The sequence below is a fragment of the Gilliamella apicola genome (assembly GCF_000599985.1).
GTDB lineage: Bacteria > Pseudomonadota > Gammaproteobacteria > Enterobacterales > Orbaceae > Gilliamella > Gilliamella apicola.
This window is the reverse complement of sequence record NZ_CP007445.1, coordinates 2,558,066-2,578,878: the sequence shown is the minus strand read 5'-3', so window position 1 is coordinate 2,578,878 and position 20,813 is coordinate 2,558,066. Positions and strand designations below refer to the sequence as shown.

The window sequence follows — 20,813 nt, the reverse complement described above, 5'->3', positions numbered from 1 at the left end:
ATTAGAGGAACCGATTTATGATAAATCAGCCAAAAAAAATTATCCTTGATTGCGATCCTGGTCATGATGATGCTATCGCTCTTTTATTAGCCCATGGTAATCCAAATATTGAATTGCTAGCAGTCACTACAGTAGTAGGTAACCAAACATTAGATAAAGTAACTCGCAATGCATTATCTGTTGCACGCATTGCTAATATAACTAATGTACCTTTTGCTGCTGGTGCTGTAAGACCTTTAATTAGAAATGTAGAGATTGCGCCTGATATTCATGGTGACTCTGGACTTGATGGCCCAGTTTTACCTGAACCAATCATTCAATTAGATAAAAGGCATGCTATAGATTTAATTATTGACACCATCATGTCACATCCACCTAAAACCGTAACGTTGGTACCAACAGGAGGTTTAACTAATATTGCAATGGCGGTACGTAAAGAACCTAAAATTGTTGAGAGAGTTAAAGAAGTAGTTTTGATGGGTGGTGGGTACCATGTTGGTAACTGGAGTGCCGTTGCTGAGTTTAATATCAAAATAGATCCTGAGGCAGCTCATATAGTATTTAATGAAAAATGGCCAGTTACTATGGTTGGATTAGATCTTACTCATCAAGCATTAGCTACACCTGAAGTAATAGAAAAAATAAAAGCAATAAAAACAAAACCTGCTAAATTTGTTTTGGAAATGTTAGAGTTTTTTGGAAAAATGTATAAACAAGCCCAAGGTTTTACTTATCCTCCTGTCCATGATCCTTGCGCTGTTGCTTATGTTATTAATCCTGAATTAATAAAAACTAAACGAGTGCCGGTTGATATTGAATTGACAGGGACATTAACTTTAGGAATGACTGTGGCTGATTTTCGTTTCCCTCCTGATGATAATTGTCATACACAGGTTGCAACTGAACTTGATCATACTGGTTTTTGGGATTTAATTGTAGATTCCCTGAAACGAATAGGTGAGGTTAATTTATGAATGAACAAAGTAAAGAGAAATCAAGTGTATTTACACTGATGATGGCTTTGCTTGCTGCATGCATTGCTTTCCAACTTAACGCCAGTATGCTAAGTCCGGTATTGGTAACAATAGCTAAAGAGTTAGGAACCAATGATGCCGCTGTAGGGTTATCACAAACCTCTTTTTTTACTGCAGCAGCGTTATTTTCACTATTTTTACCACGTTTGAGTGATATAAAAGGTCGTAAAAAAGTATTAACCTTTATGTTGCTTATTATGACATTAGGTACAATACTTGCAGCATTAGCACCTAATATAGAAGTATTGTATGCTGCTCGAATTATACAAGGTGTATCAGGCCCTGTTGTACCACTTTGTTTATTAATGCTTAGTTACGAAGTAAAAGATGCCAAACAATATGGTATGTTAATGGGAATTATTACCGCAGTAAATGGAGGTATTGCTGGTGTTGATGCAATTGCGGGTGGCTTACTTGCTACATATTTTGGTTTCCGTTCAGTATTTTGGGTTATTGCTGTCGTTGCTACTATTTCAACCTATTTTGTCTATCGTTATGCTCCAGAATCAAAACCGTCAGCTGGAACTAAAATGGATTGGATAGGTGTTTTATTTATTGTACTTACTATCGCAGCTTTACTATTAGCTCTTAATGAGGCTGGTAATATTGGCAATGCCAATTGGTTTTATGTCATTGGACTTACATTGTTTGCTATTGTTTGTTTTATGTTATTTTGGCATACCGAAAAACGTAATAAACAACCTTTGGTTACAATTGAACATTTGAAAAGAAGAGCAACTTGGGCTTTGTTGTTAACAACAACATTAACCATGACAGGTATTTTTGCAATAGTAAATGGTTTAGTTATGTCAATAGCACAAAACCACGAAATAGGTTTTGGACTTGATCCTGATTGGGCTTCACTTATTTTTCTTACTCCATATGCATTAATCGGTTGGTTTGTTGGTCCATTCTCAGGTCGTTTAGCTCCAACGATGGGATATAATAAAGTATTAAAATTAGGTTTATTGGGTTGTATTATTAGTATTTTAGTAATCATGTTTTATGGTATTCATTCCTTAACAATTTTGTCTATTTGCGTTATAGCATTAGGTATTTTTTACGCAGGAATGGCTAATATTATCTTAAATGGATTAGGTATTGTTTTATCGCCATCAAGTAATCCAGGTTTTTTACCGGGTATGAATGCAGGCGCATTTAATTTAGGTGCAGGATTAAGTTTTGCATTGTTACCCGCTATACAAATGGTAAACGCCAATACATTAACTGGTTATTTCAATGGTATATTATTAGGATTAATTATTACTATTTTAGCTTTACTTTGTAGCTTTCTAATTCCTAGACCTATTAATGCAGAGTTATAAAAAATATTATATTTTTAATAAATCCTAGATAATACTATCTAGGATTTTTAACTCTGAGTGCATTTAATAAATAGTCTCTTTATTGGCTTGCTACTGTTTAATGTTTTTCGAAAACTTATATTTTACTCTTCTGGTATTAAAGTAAAAACTAAAGTTGTGAAGAATTTGTTTTGGGTTGCTAAATTACTTTTTTCAATTGGAAAACCAATTTCAACACCAATAACATTTAAACCTTGATTAGGAACAATAATATCAACTTCTCCGTTATTATCGGTTTTTATAGTTTGATCTAAATTATTCACTACATCAATAATTACAGGAACATTTGCAAGAGGTTGACCGTCTTTATAAACAGTAATAGGTAATGTGTCCCCACGTTTTAATTTAGTTGGATCAATGTTAGGTACGATTTGTAATGGAATATCTTTAATGATTTTAGGATTAGTTACAGATGATAAATAATTTACACTATATTTTATAGCATGAGTACCAGTAGTGGCGCCTTGGACTTGATTCATTGGTAAATTGATATATTTTCCATGTGCATTTTGCGTCCAGTAGCCGTAATCAAAATCAATCGTTACCACTGATATTTTATCGGATGGTTCAACAGTCACATAATTACTGTGATCTTTTTTTATGATAGATGATGGCACCCAATCATTTGTGTAGGCATGAATTTGTTTTACCGTATCTGGGTTGTAACCGTTATCCAATGGGCCTTCACCTAAAATAATCTGTTTTTGATCAACACGATTGGCAATCCAGATACCATGAGCAAAGACCGTCTGAGTTATAAAGCAAGTAACAAATCCCGATAGAGTTAAAAAAAATATTTTATGCATACAAATCTCCTTTATTTTTAAATATAAATGATAATAATTATCATTATTATTTTGATATTTGGTAATGTCAAGCTGAGCATAGGTAATAGATAGGATAAATTTGATAAAAGCAATATAGAATCTAAAATGAAGCTAGATAAATAAATGTTCACTTACTGTTTATATTCAATCACCTAATGATAAATCTTAAGTTTGGTTATTTTTAACTATTACAAATTGTTATATAATCGGTAATATTTTGTCTTTAAAACTATATATTGCGTTTATTAAACTTTTTAAGGTACTTTTACATAAAACGATACGTTAATCTAAGGAAACCTCTATGATGGATTTTTCCCAATCAGTACCTGAATTGGTCTCTTGGGCAAAAAAGAATGATTTTTCAATTGCTTTACCTGTTGAAAGGTTAGCTTTTTTATTGGCTATTGCCGTATTAAATAGCGAGCGCTTTGATGGTGAAATGACTGAATCGGAATTAATTGATGCTTTTCGACATGTTTCACAGATTTTTGAACAAAGCGAAGATACTATCACTGTAAGAGCTAATAATGCCATTAATGATTTAGTGCGTCAGCGTTTAATTACACGTTTTGCAAGTGAAATGACTGATGGTTATTCGATTTATCGTTTAACTCCTCTTGGAATAGGGATCTCTGATTATTATATTCGACAGCGTGAGTTTTCGTCACTCCGTTTATCCATTCAATTATCTATTGTGGCACAAGAATTGAAACGTGCTGCAGATGCAGCAGTCGAAGGAGGGGATGATTTACATTGGCATCGAAATGTCTTTGCCCCTTTAAAATATTCTGTAGCTGAAATTTTTGATAGTATTGATATAACACAACGAGTTATGGATGAGCAACAAGCTGAAGTTAAGCAAAATATATCTGCTTTATTAAGCCAAGATTGGCAGGCAGCAATTAGTAGTTGTGAAGGATTATTAACAGAGACATCACAAACACTTCGTGAGTTGCAAGATACTTTAGCTGCAGCAGGCGATAAACTACAAGCCAGTTTGTTATTAATTCAAGATGCAACGCTTGATAATCCTGAACTTGATAAAATAAACAATGTAGTACTAGATTTACAAAGTAAATTAGATCGAATTATTGGTTGGGGGCAAAAAGCGATAGACCTTTGGATAGGTTATGATAGACATGTTCATAAATTTATTAGAACAGCGATTGATTTAGATAAAAACCGTGTATTTTCTCAACGGTTACGTAAATCAATTCAGAGTTACTTTGATTTACCATGGTCTCTTACGTTTGCAAATGCTGATCGTTTGCTCGATATGCGTGATGAAGAACTCGCATTACACGACGCAGAAGTTACTGGTGAATTACCTTCAGAACTTGAATTTGAAATGATTGAAGAGATTCAAGAACATATTATTAGACATATTGAACAAAATTTATTGATTTTTAAACAAGAAAATAAACCACTTGATATTGGTATTGCAATTTGTAGCTATTTGGCACAATTTCCACGCGAACAACATTTTGATATAGCAAGGTTATTTATCGATCAGGCTATTCGACTTGGTATTGCCGAAGATGATTTGCTCGGTATACCTAGCGAATGGAAACCTATTAACGATTATGGAGCTAAGGTACAAGCACATGTCATCAACAGATACTAACGATTTTGAAACACGACAAACAGCACATCATCTTGATGAAGTTATGGAACGCATAGCGGCAAGTTCACAAGCATCCATTGATAAATATATGCCAGTTAAATTGGCGCAAGCAATTGCAAATCCAATTTTTCCTGAGCTTGATAGTACTTTACGTTCTGGGCGTCATATTGGCATTGATGAGCTTGATCATCATGCCTTTTTAATGGACTTTCAACTAGAACTTGAACAATTTTACCAGCGGTATAACGTTGAATTAATAAGAGCACCAGAAGGATTTTTTTATCTTCGACCTCGCTCAACAACATTAATTCCTCGTTCAATATTATCTGAATTAGAAATGCTAGTTGGTAAAGTGCTTTGTTACCTTTATTTAAGCCCTGAACGATTAGCACATGAAGGGATCTTTACGTTGCAAGAGTTGTTTGAAGAACTAATTTCATTAGCCGATGAAAATAAATTGCTTAAATTAGTTAATCAGCGTTCTACTGGATCTGATTTAGATCGTCAAAAATTATTTGATAAAGTTAAAACAGCTTTAAATCGATTACGTAGACTTGGTATGATTTACTTCATTGTTGGTAATGATAGTAGCCGTTTTCGCATTAATGAATCAATTTTTCGTTTTGGTGCTGAAGTCCGTAGTAGTGATGATGCGCAAGAAGCTCAACTGCGTTTAATCCGTGATGGCGAAGCAATTAAGATAGAATCATCACTTATCTTAGATGATAATAATGAAGACGAAGATGTTAATGAGGAGATAGAATAATTATGATTGGACATGGTAAGTTTCACTCATTGACACTAATAAACTGGAATGGTTTTTTTGCTCGAACCTTTGATTTGGATAAATTAGTTACTACACTTTCTGGTGGAAATGGTGCGGGTAAATCAACCACAATGGCAGCTTTTGTTACTGCTTTAATTCCTGATTTAACTTTATTACATTTTAGAAACACAACCGAAGCAGGGGCAACATCTGGTTCACGAGATAAAGGTTTACACGGAAAATTAAAACCTGGTGTTTGTTACTCTATGCTTGACGTAATTAATTCTCGTAATCAACGTATAATTTGTGGAGTACGTCTACAGCAAGTCGCTGGCCGAGATAAAAAAGTCGATATTAAACCTTTTTTGATACAAGGTTTATCTGTTGGTATTACTCCAACAGAATTAGTCACTGAACGTTTAAACGATAAACAAGCGCGGATCCTTTCATTACCTGAATTAAAAGAAAAAATTGAAGGAATGGATGGCGTAATTTTTAAACAATTTAACTCAATTACTGACTATCATTCGGTGATGTTTGACTTTGGTGTATTACCAAAACGTCTTCGTACATCGTCTGATCGTAGCAAATATTATCGCCTGATCGAAGCTTCACTTTATGGCGGTATTTCAAGCGCAATTACTCGTTCATTACGTGATTATCTATTACCCGAAAATAGTGGTGTGCGTAAAGCTTTCCAAGATATGGAAGCCGCACTACGTGAAAATCGAATGACATTAGAAGCCATTAGAGTTACACAATCTGATCGGGATTTGTTCAAACATCTTATTACCGAATCGACTAATTATGTAGCTGCTGACTACATGCGTCATGCTAATGAGCGTCGTATACATATTGAATCCATGCTAGGCTTACGCCGAGATATGTTTAAAACACAAGATCTGCTTTTAAGTAATCAATTCCGCCAAGTTGAAATGGCGAAAGAGTTGAAAGAATATCAAGAAGCACAAAGCGATTTGGAAACCGATTTACAAGCAGCTAATGATCATCTAAATCTTGCACAAACGGCGTTGCGTCAACAAGAAAAGATTGATCGCTATCAAGCAGATTTAGATGATTTAAATGTAAAGCTTGAAGAACAAAATGAAGTAGTACTTGAAGCTAAGGAACAATATCAAATTTATCGTGATCAATTTGAACACACAGAACAAGAAGTTGATGAAATAAAAACACAACTGGCTGATTACCAGCAAGCGCTTGATGTTCAACAAACCCGAGCTATTCAATATCAACAAGCACTGCAAGCCCTTAAAAATGCGCAGTCTTTATGCCAATTACCTAAATTAGGTCTTAGTAATATTGAAAATCATTTTGAAGAGTTTGATGAAAAACAAAAAGAGATAACTGAACAAGTATTAGAACTTGAGCAAAGACTCAGTGTTTCTGATGCTGCGATTAATCAATTTGATAGAGCTTATCAACTTGTTGTTAAATTAGTGGGTGATGTGGTTCGCAGTGATGCATTTATTGCTGCCAAAGAAGCATTAAGAATATGGCCATCACAATGTTATCAAGCTGATCAAGCTGAACATTTACAATTACAACTAGATGAATTAGAACAACGTTTTTTTGAACAAAAAGAAGCAGAATCATTATTAACCCAATTTTGTAAACGTATTGGTCGTCAAGTTAATTACGATGATCTAGATGAGTTAAAACAAGAGCTTGAAGTACAATTAGACGAGAGTGCTGAGCTAGCTAATGAATCGAGCGAAAAACGTATTGAATTCAGACAAGAACTGGAACAAATACAAGCGAAGATTACCGAATATCGACAAAAAGCACCTATATGGTTAAAAGCGCAAGATGTCTTAATTTCTTTGCAAGAACAAACTGGTCAAATATTTACTAATAGCCAAGCGGTCACGCAACATATGCAATACTTGCTTGAACAGGAGCGAGTACTTGTTACTGAACGTGATCAAATCAATTTTAGACGTAATCAGCTAGATATACAAATTGAACAACTTAATCAACCCAGTGGGGTTGATGATGGACGATTATCGGCATTGGCAGAACGATTCAATGGCGTATTACTATCTGAAATTTATGAAGATGTTACTATTAATGATGCACCTTACTTTTCAGCGGTATATGGCCCATCAAGGCAAGCTATTGTGGTGCCCGATTTATCCTTAGTAAAAGCACAACTCGAAACTCTTACTGCAAGTGAAGAAGATTATCCTGAAGATATCTATTTTATTGAGGGTGATCCATCGTCATTTGATGATAGCGTGTTCGATTGCGAAGAGATGGATAAAGCTGTATTGGTTAAAACAGGCGATCGTCAGTGGCGTTTTTCTAGCTTTCCTAAAGTACCATTATTTGGTAGAGCTGCACGTGAAGTTCATCTTGAAAAATTATCGGCTGAACGAGACGAACTTCATGAACGTTATGCAACTATTTCTTTTGATTTACAAAAGTTACAACGAATTGAGCAAAATGTTGGGCAATTTATCGGTCAATATTTAGCGGTAGCTTTTGATATTGATCCTGAAGCTGAAGCTCAAAAATTAGCAACTAGGCGTACTGAAATCGAACGTCAGTTATCATCACAAGAAAGTATTGATAAACAAAATCAGCAACAAGTATTAAGCCTTAAAGAACAATTAACTACCGTTAATCGACTTGTTGCACAAATGCATTTATTGGCTGATGACGATCTTGCAGATCGAGTTGATGACTTGCGTGAACAAGTAGCAGAAGCACAAGAAGCAGTACAATATGTCAGTCGGAACCGTAATACAGTTTCAGAGCTGGAGCCAATTGTTGCTGTTTTACAAAGCGATCCTGAACAAAATGAAGCTTTACGAGAGCAATACAACACCGTAAAAGCGCAACAACAAACTATTCGCCAACAAATATTTGCGTTAACTGAAGTGATGCAGCGTCGATCTCACTTTAGTTATGAAGACTCGGCTGGTATGTTAGGTGAAAATACTGATTTAAATGAAAAATTGCGTTCTCGATTGGAAGTGGTTGAAGCACAAAGAACTGAATCCCGTCGTCAAATGCAGCAATATCAAGATAAATATAATCAGTATAATCAGACATTTGCTTCATTAAAAAGTGCTTTTGAAACTAAGCGAGATATGCTTAATGAACTACAAAATGAGATAGAACAAATTGGTGTAAAAGCCGATGCGATTACCGAAGAGCGTGCCAGAATACGACGTGATGAAATTCATCAAAAACTTAATAATAATCGTCAGCAATGTACCTCCCTTGAAAAACAATTGATTGTTTGTGAAGGCGAAATGACACAAATGCAAAAACGTTTGACCCAAACATTGCGCGATTACAAGCAATTACGTGAACAAGTGGTACAAGCTAAAGCTGGGTGGTGTTTAGTATTACGATTAGTCAGAGATAATAGTGTTGAGCGTCGATTACATCGCCGGGAACTTGCTTATCTAAGTGCTGATGAGCTACGTTCTATGTCGGATAAGGCATTGGGTTCACTACGTTTGGCTGTGAATGATAATGAACATCTGCGTGATGTATTAAGGCTATCCGAAGATCCAAAACGACCTGAGCGTAAAATTCAATTCTATATTGCAGTTTATAAACATCTGCGAGAACGAATTCGACAAGATATAGTGAAAACCGATGATCCAATTGAAGCTATTGAACAAATGGAAATCGAATTATCTCGCTTAACTGAAGAACTTACTTCGCGTGAGCAGCAATTAGCGATAAGTTCCAAAAGCGTGGCCAATATTATACGTAAAACCATTCAACGTGAGCAAAATCGTATCCGCATGTTAAATCAAGGTTTACAAGCAGTGGCATTTGGTCAAGTTAATGGTGTACGTTTAAACGTAAATGTTCGTGAGGCCCATTCTTCATTATTAGCTGCTTTGTCTGATGAGCAAAGTGAACATCAAGATCTGTTTAGCAACAATCGAATCACTTTCTCAGAAGCTTTAGCTAAACTGTATCAACGCTTAAATCCACATATTGATATGGGGCAACGTACTGCGCAGAATATCGGTGAGGAGTTGCTTGACTATCGAAACTATTTAGAGATGGACGTTGAGGTTAATCGTGGTGCTGATGGGTGGTTACGTGCCGAAAGTGGTGCTTTATCAACAGGTGAAGCGATTGGTACTGGTATGTCAATTTTATTGATGGTAATTCAAAGCTGGGAAGAAGAATCAAAGCGCCTACGTAATAAAGATATTTCACCATGCCGACTATTATTTTTAGATGAGGCCGCTCGTCTTGATGCCAAATCAATTGCAACGCTTTTTGAGCTATGTGAACGATTAGAAATGCAACTCATTATTGCAGCACCTGAAAATATCAGTCCAGAAAAAGGAACTACTTATAAATTAGTTCGTAAAGTTATCAATAATCAAGAGCATGTTCATGTTGTTGGATTAAAAGGCTTTGCTTAATAATATTGCTGGTAATTACCAGCAATATCTTATTTTTTTAAGAAATTTTATTCTTAAATGAAAAATCTTTTACTGTTATTACCTAGTTTCGAATTTATACAATTACTCATTAAATAAAAATCCCATTTTGATCAAAAAGTATAATTTTTTTATTTAAAAAAGTTAATGTTAAGTAAAAAAATATTAATACATTATTAAATAATAACAATTAATCATTAGGTTATTCATTTTAATGTGAAAATTAACTGTAATCATAATTGACTTGATTAAGATTTTATTTTCTGTTTAAATAATTGCGAGTTTAAACGGTACCATGTATCAATGATATTTTTTAGATTCAAATTTGAAAATAACCATTGTGGAAAGAAGGAACACATTATGAAAGAATTAAATTTAGTAGAAGTAGAACAAGTTTCTGGTGCTGGCTGGATCGCTGATGCAGGTGCTGCTTTAGGAGCTGGTATTGGTGCTGTTGTTGATGCAGCTCATCATAACGTAAGTACTGCTGGACAAGATTCAGGTAGATTATTAGGTCAAGGTATCGGCCAAGTTGTTGAAGCTATTATCGGCTTACCTTTTCCATCAGTTCGTCCTTAATTAATGTTTTAAACTGGAGGCGATTATTCGCTTCCAGTTTTGTGTTAAAAAAATCATCTAGAAAATTAGAATATATATTAAGCTAAAGCTTAGTATTATTTATCTTAAAATAATTAATAATTGTTAACTAAAAAACAAATTAAATTAATTTCTATATGAATTTTATTGGATATAAATTGATCATGAAGATGAGTATTGAAAAGACTCATTTAACATGAATAGGTTTGAAGGAAAATTATATATGAAATTATTTTCTGGTTAGTCCTTGTTTCATCAATCAAAAAACTGATAAATAACGAACAATTTCCTTTCAAATAATTAATATAAGTTTTTGTCTATAAATTTTAAGAAAAAATAATCATTAATTTTAAAACAATTATATTCAATTGAACATTCATTTTTTTTATGTGAAAATTATACGTAATTATAATTGACTTGATCAGAATTTTAAATTCTGTTTAAATGATTATGAATTTCATCTGTACCATGTAGTAATAGGTATTTTTTGAATTCAAATTTGATAAAAACTATTGTGGATAAAAGGAACACATTATGAAAGAATTAAGTTTAATTGAAGTTGAACAAGTTTCTGGTGCTGGTGCGATTATGGATGCAGCAGGTGCTTTAGGTGCGGGCATTGGTGCCGTAATTGATGCAATCAATCATGATTTAACTCAATCTTCCCAAAATGCAGGCCAAATATTGGGCGAAAATATTGGTAAAATTGTTGAAACTCATTTAGGTCTTCATTTTTCAGGCTCCGTTCATTTTTAATTGATATTGTTTAATATAGTTAAACGAGAAGCGATTGTTGCTTCTCGTTTTGTTTTAAAAAATCATCTAGTAATCTGAAATTAAAAACTTTGAACTAAAAGAGACTATTTTTATTTTAGAATAATAAGTAATCTTTCAGTTTAAAAATAATATTAGATAATAAATTAATCAAAATTTATTTAATCTAGCTATATATTATGAAAATGATCTAATTATTTATATAAATTATATTTAGTATTAGTCTTATTAGTATATTTTAAACATGATTTTTTTATCAAAAATTAAAATTCATATAGTTGAATAAATTATCTAAATAAATAAATAATAAAAATAATTATAAACAGTAAGTATAAGTGCAAACAGGTAAAATATTTTATGGAAAATAATGGGTTGTTTCGTCAAGAAGCTATTAATTACCAGAAAGCAAAATGGATGGGAAAAGCATTATTAATAAAAGGGTGTTCTGCATGGCTTGTCTTTTTATTATCAATTATTTTTATTATCGTTTTAATACTTGCTGTTATATTCGGTACTTATACTAGACGAATTAATGTACCAGGTGAAATAACTACACAACCTAGAGCGATTAATTTATTTTCAACACAGCAAGGTTTTATTATTAACTCTCATGTAAAAGTTGGCGACAAAGTTAAAAAAGGTGACCCAATTTATGAATTAGATGTTAGCCAAACTACGCAGCTAGGTAATGTCACTCAAAAAACAATCGAATCAATTAATAATCAAATCAAAAATATATCTGAAATTATCGAAACTCTAAAAGAAAATAAACAAATCACATTAAATGCATTGAAACAACAAATAGATGAATACAATAAATTTCATCAAGATTCATTATTACTCGTCAAAAATGCAGAAAAAGGTATGAGTGAAATGTATGAAAGCATGCAAAACTATGCAGATTACCAAAAAAAGGGACTTATTAATAATGAACAATTCAATAATCAAAGATACTTATATTATCAACAACAAAATTCTTATCAATTTTTACAAAATCAAATAATACAAGAAAATTTAAGCATCATACAACTTAATAGCGAATTAGTTACAAAAATAGCTGATTTTGATAACAAAATATCTGAATACCAATTTCAGTTAAATGCTCTACAACGCCAATTAACCGAAGTAAATGCTAAAGGAACATTAATTATTAGTGCTCCTAGTGATGGACGTATTGAATCACTTAGTGTTACAGACGGTCAGATGGTAAAAACAGATGATAGCTTAGCTCAACTTATTCCTGCTAATACTGATAGTTACTATTTAGTTCTTTGGGCACCTAATGAAAGTGTCCCTTATATTTCAGTTAATGATAAGATTAATATTCGTTACGAAGCTTATCCTTATCAAAAATTTGGGCAGTTTTCAGGTAAAATTATGTCAATATCCAAAGTACCAGCCTCTAGCCAGGAAATGTCAACTTATAGTAGTTCGCCATTATCTCAAAACAATATTAACTATCAAGCTTATTACAAAGTAATGGTTTCGCTTGATAAACAACAAATGGCAAAATTTAATAATAAAATTAAATTAACAAATGGAATGAAAGCTGACATCACTCTATTTTTAGAAAAGAGACCTATTTATCAATGGATGCTATCACCTTTTTATGATATTCAGAAAAGTATTACAGGACCAATCAATGAATAGAAATCAGTTTCAGCATATACTTCAAAGTTTACATTTTGGTTGGAGAAGAAAAATACCACAAATTTTACAGACAGAAGCAGCTGAATGTGGTCTTGCATGCTTAACTATGATTTGCCGTTATTACGGAATGAACGTAGATTTATTTAGTCTAAGGAATCAAATTGGTGTGTCATCACATGGTGTAACTCTTGCTACGTTAATTAATATGTCAGCTTCAGTACATTTAATAAGTCGTCCACTTTCTTTAGATTTAAATGAGATAAAACAGTTAAAAACCCCTTGTATTTTACATTGGGATCTCAACCATTTTGTTGTATTAGTTGCGGTTAAAAGAAATAAATTTATTTTACATGACCCCGCTTTTGGTCGCCGTGAAGTAGGTCTTAATGAAATGTCAAAACATTTCAGTGGGATAGCACTTGAGTTATGGCCAGATAAAGAATTCAAACCTCGCACAGAACGCAGTCAACTTAGTTTGCTTAAAATGCTCTTTCAAATTGATGGTTTAAAAGGGTTTTTAGTTAAAATTTTATCACTATCACTTATTATTGAATCCATTAATTTATTGTTACCTGTTGGAACTCAATTGGTCATGGACCATGTAATTATGGCAAAAGATCATAGTTTACTCGGATTAATCTGTGTAGGATTACTGTTTTTTATTTTATTTAGAACGTTTATTGCCATGTTACGTTCTTGGTCATCATTAATTATAGGATCTTTAGTCGATATTCAATGGAAAGCAGGGCTCTTTGGTCATTTAATGAAATTACCATTATCTTATTTTGAAAAAAGAAAACTTGGTGATATTCAGTCTCGTTTTTCATCTTTAGAAATAATTTGTACAACACTAACTAATAATATAGTAAAAAGTATTATTAACATTTTAATGTCAATTGGTGTTTTTATCATGATGTTTCTGTATGGCGGCTGGTTGGTTTGGATTGTCTGTGGCTTTACTCTAATATATATAATATTACGCGTGGCAACCTATCAGCGTTATCGACAAGCATCAGAAGAAAAAATAGTGAAAGAAGCAAAAGCTAATTCTCATTTTATGGAAAGCTTATATGGTATTGATACTTTAAAATCACTGAGACTTACCGAGTCAAGAGCTCAATATTGGCTCAATATGAATATTGATACAACTAATGCAAATATTCGCCTTACTAAATTAGAAATGATCTTTAGTGGTGTCAACACATTAATTATGATGATTGAGCAAACATCAATATTATGGATTGGTGCTGCACTTGTTATGGATGACAAGATGACGCTAGGTATGTTTATCGCATTTACTGCATATAGAGCTCAATTTTCGGAACAAGCAGCAAATTTGATAAATATGATATTAGATTTGAAAATGCTAAATTTGCATACTGAACGACTAACCGATATTGCGTTAACCGACACTGAAAATGAAATTGAATCAAAATACTCATTCCCTAAAGATATTCCTGTTGAATTTGAATTGCGCGATATAGCGTATCAGTATGATAATCTTTCTAAACCTATTTTTACGAATATAAACATGAAAATTCAAGCAGGTGAAAGTGTTGCAATTATTGGTCCGTCAGGCGCAGGTAAAACAACATTAATGAAAATTATGAATGGATTGCTTACACCTACTCATGGTGAAGTTCTTATAAATGGAATTGATATTTATAAATTTGGTGTCAATAATTATCGAGATATTATTGGTAGTGTATTACAAAATGATAAACTTTTTGCGGGCTCTATATCGGATAATATTTCAAGTTTCGATACTGAAAAAAATTATGAATGGCTTGTTGAATGTGCAAAATATTGTAATATTCATAATGAAATTATGAGTATGCCAATGGGATATGAAACATTAGTGAGTGAGTTAGGAAATAGCTTATCAGGTGGACAAAAACAACGATTGCTAATTGCAAGAGCATTGTATCGTAAGCCTTGTTTATTATTTCTTGACGAAGCAACAAGTCATTTAGATGAAGATAATGAATTTACCATTAATAAGGCGATATCTTCATTAAAAATAACGCGTATTATTATTGCTCATCGAAAATCAACAATAGAAAGTGCTGATCGTGTTGTTGATATTGGTTCAATAAACCATTAAAAGTTAGCCAGTAAAATAAACAAAAATAAATAATGAGAAGCAAAAATTTTCACCTACAAATAGCTAATAAATTTTTTTTGACATTAACGCAATAGTTTTAGTTAAAAAAATACTTCAGTTTATTAACAATAAAATGTGATTTATAATTTGGCAGACAAAAATTTAAAGCTAGTATAAACATTGTTACTACCATGTTTAACTAGCAATTTTTCTGCAATAGTAATATTCCTGATATTTTTCGCTTCTCATTTTCACTTCTCTATTTGCAGAAAGTTGTACATCAAAATTAAGAGCAAAAAGATTATTTAACTTAGTTTATTCTGAATACTGAAATTCAATAATAAAAAAATAGTTATTTAAGTTTTTTGTTTTAGTTATGTTCAGAATACTAAGTCTATAGAATATGATAATTATCTAAATACAAAAATAAAGATATGGTAAGAATACAGTAGCTAATACCATAGGTATATTATGTCGTCATTGATTTTCTGTCATAATGTACTTTATATTGTTGTGTTAAATGGGATTACAAAAAATAATTTTTATTATGTACAATAAAAAGTTTTGCCAACGATTGTCAGCAAAACTTTCATTTTCTGGGCTTATTAGAAAATAACAAAATAACAAAATAATAAATTATATACAATTAATACAGCAGCTATTGAATATTATCAATGAATATCCAATACTGCATGAAATGCTTCTTGTGGGATATCAACACCACCAAATTTACGTTGCCTAATTTTATTTTCCTTAATATTTTTAGCTATCTTTTTCTTTTTCGATGCAGATCCTGAATAGCCACGTCCTGTTACACTTTTACGTAATGGTGGAATGTCTTCCCTTGCAATGACTTTATTTTCAACTACCGATTGTACTGGCATTGGGTAGAGTTTGCGAGGTATAACATGTTTCATTTTTTGAACTATTTGTTTACCGCGTTCAAAGCTTTTATCTCTTGGTAAAATAAATGAAAAGGCATCGACAATTTCATCATTCAACCAAATATCCATTTTAACCAAATCAGTTACAATATAACTTCGGTCTCGATAATCTATTGATGCATATCCATGCGTAATTGATTTAAGTGAATCATAAAAATTATAAGCAATTTCTGAAATTGGCAGTTTAAATGTCAATTCGGCCATTTTATTATTCAAATAAATCATATCGACATAAATACCGCGTTTTTCCTGACAGAGTTCCATAATCTCGCCAATATTTTCCATAGGAATAATAATTGCTGCATCAATAAATGGTTCTTCAATATACTCGATCTTTTCAAAACTAGGCAGTAACATAGGATTGTTAACGCTAATAATTTCACCATTTTTTAACGTTACACGATATTCAACGCTAGGAAATGTAGATAAAATTTCGATTCCATATTCTCGTTCAAGCCTTTCTTGAATAATTTCCATATGCAAAATACCTAGAAATCCACATCGAAATCCCGCTCCAAGCGCCATTGAATTTTCTTGTTTATAAATGAATGCTGAATCGTTAAGCGATAATTTTTCAACGGCATCTTTCAGTTTTTCTTGATCTTCATTTTTTATTGGAAATAGGCCGGCATAAACCATTGGTTTAACCTCTTTATAACCAGGCACTGCATTGGTATCAGGTTTATTGGGGTTAATTAATGTATCACCGACTTTTACATTTGACACAATTTTAATATTTGTAGAAATGAATCCTACTTCACCAGCCATAAGTTCTTCGACCGATTTCATGGCAGGTAAAAATACTCCTACTTGTAACGCTTCAAATTCAAGCTCGCTTTTGAGCATTTTAATTTTCATTCCAGTACGAATTGAACCATTAAAGATGCGAACATGTAGCACAACACCTCGGTAGACATCATAGTGAGAATCAAATATTAATGCCTGAAGATGTTTATCTTTGTTGCCTTCAGGTGCAGGAATATTTTCAATGATGGATTCTAAAATGTTGTCAACTCCAATCCCAGTTTTAGCCGAAGCTAAAATAGCCTTGTCTAAATTTATACCCTCAAGTTCTTCAAGTTCCTCAAGTACACTTTCAGTATCAGCATTAGGCATATCAATTTTATTAACAACAGGAATAATAGTTAAATGTTGTTCTTGAGCTAATTTCAAATTTGCAATAGTTTGTGCCTGCACACCTTGGGTTGCATCAACAAGTAACAATGCACCTTCACAAGCCGCTAAACTACGTGAAACTTCATAATTGAAATCTGTATGACCAGGAGTATCAATTAGATTTAATTCATATTCAATACCATCAGATGCTTTATAATACATACGAACAGTTTGAAGCTTAATAGTAATACCACGTTCTCTTTCAAGATCCATGTTATCTAATAATTGCTCTTTCATATCACGTTCAGAGACCGTATTTGTCATCTCAATTAATCTATCAGCTAGAGTCGATTTACCGTGATCGATATGGGCAATTATACAAAAATTTCTTATATTATTTGGGTTCATTTTAATTTCTCCCATACTTTTCTTAAATATTGGCATGAACTATAATAGTTAGAGTAACTCTAAGTCAAGTTTATCAAATCATTATGATTAATAAGCTATTTAATTGATTTTTATGAATACATAGGTATAAATATGGTAAATATAAATGACTGTATTGCGTCAATAGCTCAAAATGGTGAACTAAACCAAACACCTAAATATACAGTGACCAAAGCAGCTAAAATGTTAGGCCTATCAGTGCATACATTAAGGTATTATGATTCATTAAAATTATTTCCATTTCTACAACGCGATCAGAACGAAAAGCGTCTTTTTTCTGATGCAGATTTGCAATGGGCAAAATTGATTGAGTGTTTACGTAATGCGAATATGTCAATTAAAGATGTACAACATTATGTTAAGTTATGCTTACAAGGTGATGAAACATTGGATGAACGCCTAACAATCATTAATCAACAAGAAAAGATTTTAATCGATACTATAACTCAACTAAATGAACAATTGGCCTTATTGAAATTTAAAAAGCAATATTATAAAACAGCTCATCAAGCAATAAATAATTAAGTTTTTAATAAGCAAAAAATTTGAGGAACGCGGTTTTTGAGTGGTTTTGTTAATTAACCATTTTAAAGGAACATGAGTTTCTCTGTTTATTAAGCAAGAAACTCATGTTTTATGATATCAATTATTGATTATCTGGTGAATCAATGTCTGCATTATCATTTTTTTTGTTTTTGATTTTCTTTATATTTTCGGTTGCAACTGATGCCATTCGACCCATAGTATCTCTTAAAATTTTTCCATCATCAGTATTAAAAGACGCCAATTGATCCATACCATTTTCATCCATCTCAAAATAAGTTGCTTCAACAAAACCTAATTTGGTTGCGTAAAATAAATGAGGGATACTGCCACGTAAAGAATTATAGATTTGTACTGCTGCATTATATGCTTCACGTCTTTCAAGAATTGTATTTTCAATTTTATCTAATTGAACCATCAATTGTTGGTATGTAGAGTTAGCTTTTAGATCAGGAAATCTATTAGCTAGCATTTGGACATTGCCAATTAAATGTGATGCCTCTGATACAGCTATATTTGCTTTAGCTATACTGTCGCTCTCAGTGATGGTTAAATGAGTCAACTTTTCATGATCACCATAATTTGAAGCTATATCTGAAAGCCTTTGAGCGATATCATGTCTTTTTTTGATTGTGGCATAGATATTAGATTGTTTTTGTTTAACATTTTCAGCTAAACGTCTGAGTTTGTTATATGCAAAAAATAACCACACTAAAATTACTATAAGAATTAAAAATAAAGTAGTGAACATAAACAGTCCTATTCATAATTAGATAATCTATTAATCAAATAGGTAGCATTTTTTATATTTGAAATGTAGCTTTTAAGTGAGGCCAAATTATTGTTACTTTTTATTAATTTATATCACTAATCCAATCAAAACAATTTCTATATACATTTAAAATAGCTACGTACTGAACGTATAAAAATAATAATTATACTTCTTTTAAACAACTAATTATATAGAATACCATGTATTTGGATTTGTTGCAACATATTGTAAATTATCAATTTGTTATGATATATAAAGATTAAATTAAGTATTTTTTACTTGTTAAAATTTTTGCTTTATATAATTTTTTTTGTAAAACGAGAATGGTGAAATTAATAAAATACAAATAGAGCATTTATCAATAAAAAAATAATAAACATTATTAATCCGTTTCGTTATCTTTACTATTTTTTCTTTTTATTGAAAGGATGTGTGATATTTTCTAATCGACCTATAGCAAATACATAGACAATTAGAAAAAATATAGCAGACGAAATAATAAAATCATTGTGTAAATCACGAAAAAAATTTTTTCTAGCACAAATACTACAGTGTATTCCTCCTAGTAAATACATCCAAATTATCAGAATTCGTCGCTTCCATCTTAACAGTTTGTTATATTTATAATCTTTTTCCGTGAAACGAGAACGGCGGAAATAATAACAGGCGCACAAAGTGGCTATAGATAAAAAATAATAAATAAAAATAATAAGCATTATTAATCAGCTTCGTTATCTTCACTATTTTTCTTGTTATTGAACGGATAAGCAATATCTTCAACCCAACATACTGCAACTATATACGCAATAATAAAAAATGCTCCTGAAGCCCTAATATAATTATTATCTACATTACTGAAAAGATTTTCCCCAAAACAAATGCTGCCGTGAGTTGCTGCAAACAAATATGTCCAGATTATCAGAAATCTTCGCTTCCATCTTAAAGGTTTGTTATATTTATAATCATTTTCTGTGAAACGAGAACGACGAAAATAATAGCAAGCACACAAAGTGGCTATCGATAAAAAATAATAAATAAAAATAATAAACATTATTCCACTTCGCTATCTTTACTATTTTTTCTTTTTATCAAAAGGATGTATGATATCTTCTACCCAACATACCGCAAATATATATGCAATTAGAAAAAATTCAGCTGAAAATATTATAAAATCATTTTCTACGTCACGGAAGAAACCTGTTCCCATAAGAATACTTGCGTGCGTTCCCGCTAACAAATACATCCAAATTATCAGAATGCGTCGAGTCCATTTTAACGGTTTGTTGTATTTATAATCTTTTTCAGTGAAACGAGAACGGCGGAAATAATAGCAGGCGCACAAAGTAGCTATAGATAAAAAATAATAAATAAAAATAATAAACATTATTCCGCTTCGCTATCTTTACTATTTTTTCTTTTTATCGAAAGGATGTGTTATATCTTCTACCCAACATACTGCAACTATATACGCAATCATAAAAAATGCTCCTGAAGCCCTAATAAAATTATTGTCTACGTCACTAAAAATAGACTCTCTAAAACAAATACAACCGTGTATTGTTCCAAGCAAGTATGACCAGATTATCAGAAATCTTCGCTTCCATCTTAAAGACTTATTATATTTATAATCTATCTCTGTAAAACGAGAACGTCGAAAATAATAGCAAGCACACAAAGTAGCTATAGATAAAAAATAATAAGCATTATTCCTCTTCACTCTCAATTGTATATTGCTCACCGTCAGGAGTCGTACAGAGGTAATACTCTCTAACTCCATTGTTACCATCACGAATTATCTTTATATCCATTGTG

General features: G+C 32.0%; 15 protein-coding genes. 10 read left to right on the top strand and 5 right to left on the bottom strand.

Annotated features, from left to right (window positions below; genetic code table 11):
* Positions 1-17: 17 nt before the first annotated feature.
* Positions 18-974 (top strand): uridine-preferring nucleoside hydrolase UriH, encoded by a 957-nt coding sequence (gene uriH, locus GAPWK_RS11550; protein WP_025316381.1) that lies wholly within the window; start codon positions 18-20, stop codon positions 972-974.
* Positions 971-2,359: a uridine transporter UriT gene (gene uriT, locus GAPWK_RS11545; RefSeq protein WP_038517520.1), complete on the top strand. Its 1,389-nt coding sequence runs from the start codon at positions 971-973 to the stop codon at positions 2,357-2,359. The genes uriH and uriT overlap by 4 nt, the downstream gene beginning before the upstream one ends.
* A gap of 122 nt (positions 2,360-2,481) precedes the next feature.
* On the opposite strand, the gene GAPWK_RS11540 is transcribed toward uriT, so the two are convergent.
* The gene (locus tag GAPWK_RS11540) at positions 2,482-3,204 is read right to left on the bottom strand and encodes a DUF4198 domain-containing protein (RefSeq protein ID WP_025316380.1); all 723 of its coding nucleotides are present in this window, start codon (positions 3,202-3,204) and stop codon (positions 2,482-2,484) included.
* A 322-nt stretch (positions 3,205-3,526) separates the two neighbouring features.
* Here GAPWK_RS11540 and mukF point away from each other — a divergent pair, with 322 nt between their 5' ends.
* The 7 genes from mukF to GAPWK_RS11505 all read left to right on the top strand — a co-directional run bounded on the left by mukF (position 3,527) and on the right by GAPWK_RS11505 (position 15,179).
* Positions 3,527-4,849, top strand: a complete 1,323-nt coding sequence (mukF, locus tag GAPWK_RS11535; protein WP_025316379.1) for a chromosome partition protein MukF — start codon at positions 3,527-3,529, stop codon at positions 4,847-4,849.
* A gap of 43 nt (positions 4,850-4,892) precedes the next feature.
* Complete coding sequence (gene mukE / locus GAPWK_RS11530; RefSeq protein WP_038518477.1) at positions 4,893-5,615, top strand: chromosome partition protein MukE; 723 nt, start codon at positions 4,893-4,895, stop codon at positions 5,613-5,615.
* A gap of 2 nt (positions 5,616-5,617) precedes the next feature.
* Positions 5,618-10,036, top strand: coding sequence for a chromosome partition protein MukB (mukB, locus tag GAPWK_RS11525; protein WP_038518474.1), 4,419 nt, complete (start codon positions 5,618-5,620; stop codon positions 10,034-10,036).
* A gap of 378 nt (positions 10,037-10,414) precedes the next feature.
* Complete coding sequence (locus GAPWK_RS11520; RefSeq protein WP_025316377.1) at positions 10,415-10,633, top strand: hypothetical protein; 219 nt, start codon at positions 10,415-10,417, stop codon at positions 10,631-10,633.
* A gap of 552 nt (positions 10,634-11,185) precedes the next feature.
* A complete protein-coding gene (locus tag GAPWK_RS11515) occupies positions 11,186-11,407 on the top strand; it encodes a hypothetical protein (RefSeq protein ID WP_025316376.1) in 222 nt (73 codons plus the stop codon).
* 375 nt (positions 11,408-11,782) lie between these two features.
* Complete coding sequence (locus tag GAPWK_RS11510; RefSeq protein ID WP_025316375.1) at positions 11,783-13,075, top strand: HlyD family secretion protein; 1,293 nt, start codon at positions 11,783-11,785, stop codon at positions 13,073-13,075.
* Positions 13,068-15,179 (top strand): peptidase domain-containing ABC transporter, encoded by a 2,112-nt coding sequence (locus GAPWK_RS11505; protein ID WP_025316374.1) that lies wholly within the window; start codon positions 13,068-13,070, stop codon positions 15,177-15,179. Before GAPWK_RS11510 ends, GAPWK_RS11505 begins: the two co-directional genes overlap by 8 nt.
* Before the next feature lie 671 nt (positions 15,180-15,850).
* Here the strand turns inward: GAPWK_RS11505 and lepA are convergent.
* Positions 15,851-17,647 (bottom strand): translation elongation factor 4, encoded by a 1,797-nt coding sequence (lepA, locus tag GAPWK_RS11500; protein ID WP_110287294.1) that lies wholly within the window; start codon positions 17,645-17,647, stop codon positions 15,851-15,853.
* Between the two features lie 132 nt (positions 17,648-17,779).
* Between lepA and GAPWK_RS11495 the strand changes: the two genes are divergently transcribed.
* A complete protein-coding gene (locus GAPWK_RS11495; protein WP_025316372.1) occupies positions 17,780-18,211 on the top strand; it encodes a MerR family transcriptional regulator in 432 nt (143 codons plus the stop codon).
* Between the two features lie 121 nt (positions 18,212-18,332).
* On the opposite strand, the gene GAPWK_RS11490 is transcribed toward GAPWK_RS11495, so the two are convergent.
* The 3 genes from GAPWK_RS11490 to GAPWK_RS14810 form a co-directional block, all read right to left on the bottom strand.
* The gene (locus tag GAPWK_RS11490) at positions 18,333-18,980 is read right to left on the bottom strand and encodes a LemA family protein (protein ID WP_025316371.1); all 648 of its coding nucleotides are present in this window, start codon (positions 18,978-18,980) and stop codon (positions 18,333-18,335) included.
* 739 nt (positions 18,981-19,719) lie between these two features.
* Positions 19,720-19,905 (bottom strand): hypothetical protein, encoded by a 186-nt coding sequence (locus tag GAPWK_RS14815; RefSeq protein ID WP_146206948.1) that lies wholly within the window; start codon positions 19,903-19,905, stop codon positions 19,720-19,722.
* Positions 19,906-20,073: 168 nt separating this feature from the next.
* Positions 20,074-20,385 (bottom strand): hypothetical protein, encoded by a 312-nt coding sequence (locus GAPWK_RS14810; protein WP_146206947.1) that lies wholly within the window; start codon positions 20,383-20,385, stop codon positions 20,074-20,076.
* Between the last annotated feature and the right edge of the window lie 428 nt (positions 20,386-20,813).

Bases quoted from the DNA above. Each gene is read 5' to 3' on its own strand.
- uriH (WP_025316381.1), top strand. From the start codon at position 18: ATGATAAATCAGCCAAAAAAAATTATCCTTGATTGCGATCCTGGTCAT.
- uriT (WP_038517520.1), top strand. From the start codon at position 971: ATGAATGAACAAAGTAAAGAGAAATCAAGTGTATTTACACTGATGATG.
- GAPWK_RS11540 (WP_025316380.1), bottom strand. From the start codon at position 3,204: ATGCATAAAATATTTTTTTTAACTCTATCGGGATTTGTTACTTGCTTT.
- mukF (WP_025316379.1), top strand. From the start codon at position 3,527: ATGATGGATTTTTCCCAATCAGTACCTGAATTGGTCTCTTGGGCAAAA.
- mukE (WP_038518477.1), top strand. From the start codon at position 4,893: ATGGAACGCATAGCGGCAAGTTCACAAGCATCCATTGATAAATATATG.
- mukB (WP_038518474.1), top strand. From the start codon at position 5,618: ATGATTGGACATGGTAAGTTTCACTCATTGACACTAATAAACTGGAAT.
- GAPWK_RS11520 (WP_025316377.1), top strand. From the start codon at position 10,415: ATGAAAGAATTAAATTTAGTAGAAGTAGAACAAGTTTCTGGTGCTGGC.
- GAPWK_RS11515 (WP_025316376.1), top strand. From the start codon at position 11,186: ATGAAAGAATTAAGTTTAATTGAAGTTGAACAAGTTTCTGGTGCTGGT.
- GAPWK_RS11510 (WP_025316375.1), top strand. From the start codon at position 11,783: ATGGAAAATAATGGGTTGTTTCGTCAAGAAGCTATTAATTACCAGAAA.
- GAPWK_RS11505 (WP_025316374.1), top strand. From the start codon at position 13,068: ATGAATAGAAATCAGTTTCAGCATATACTTCAAAGTTTACATTTTGGT.
- lepA (WP_110287294.1), bottom strand. From the start codon at position 17,647: ATGAACCCAAATAATATAAGAAATTTTTGTATAATTGCCCATATCGAT.
- GAPWK_RS11495 (WP_025316372.1), top strand. From the start codon at position 17,780: ATGGTAAATATAAATGACTGTATTGCGTCAATAGCTCAAAATGGTGAA.
- GAPWK_RS11490 (WP_025316371.1), bottom strand. From the start codon at position 18,980: ATGTTCACTACTTTATTTTTAATTCTTATAGTAATTTTAGTGTGGTTA.
- GAPWK_RS14810 (WP_146206947.1), bottom strand. From the start codon at position 20,385: ATGTTTATTATTTTTATTTATTATTTTTTATCTATAGCTACTTTGTGC.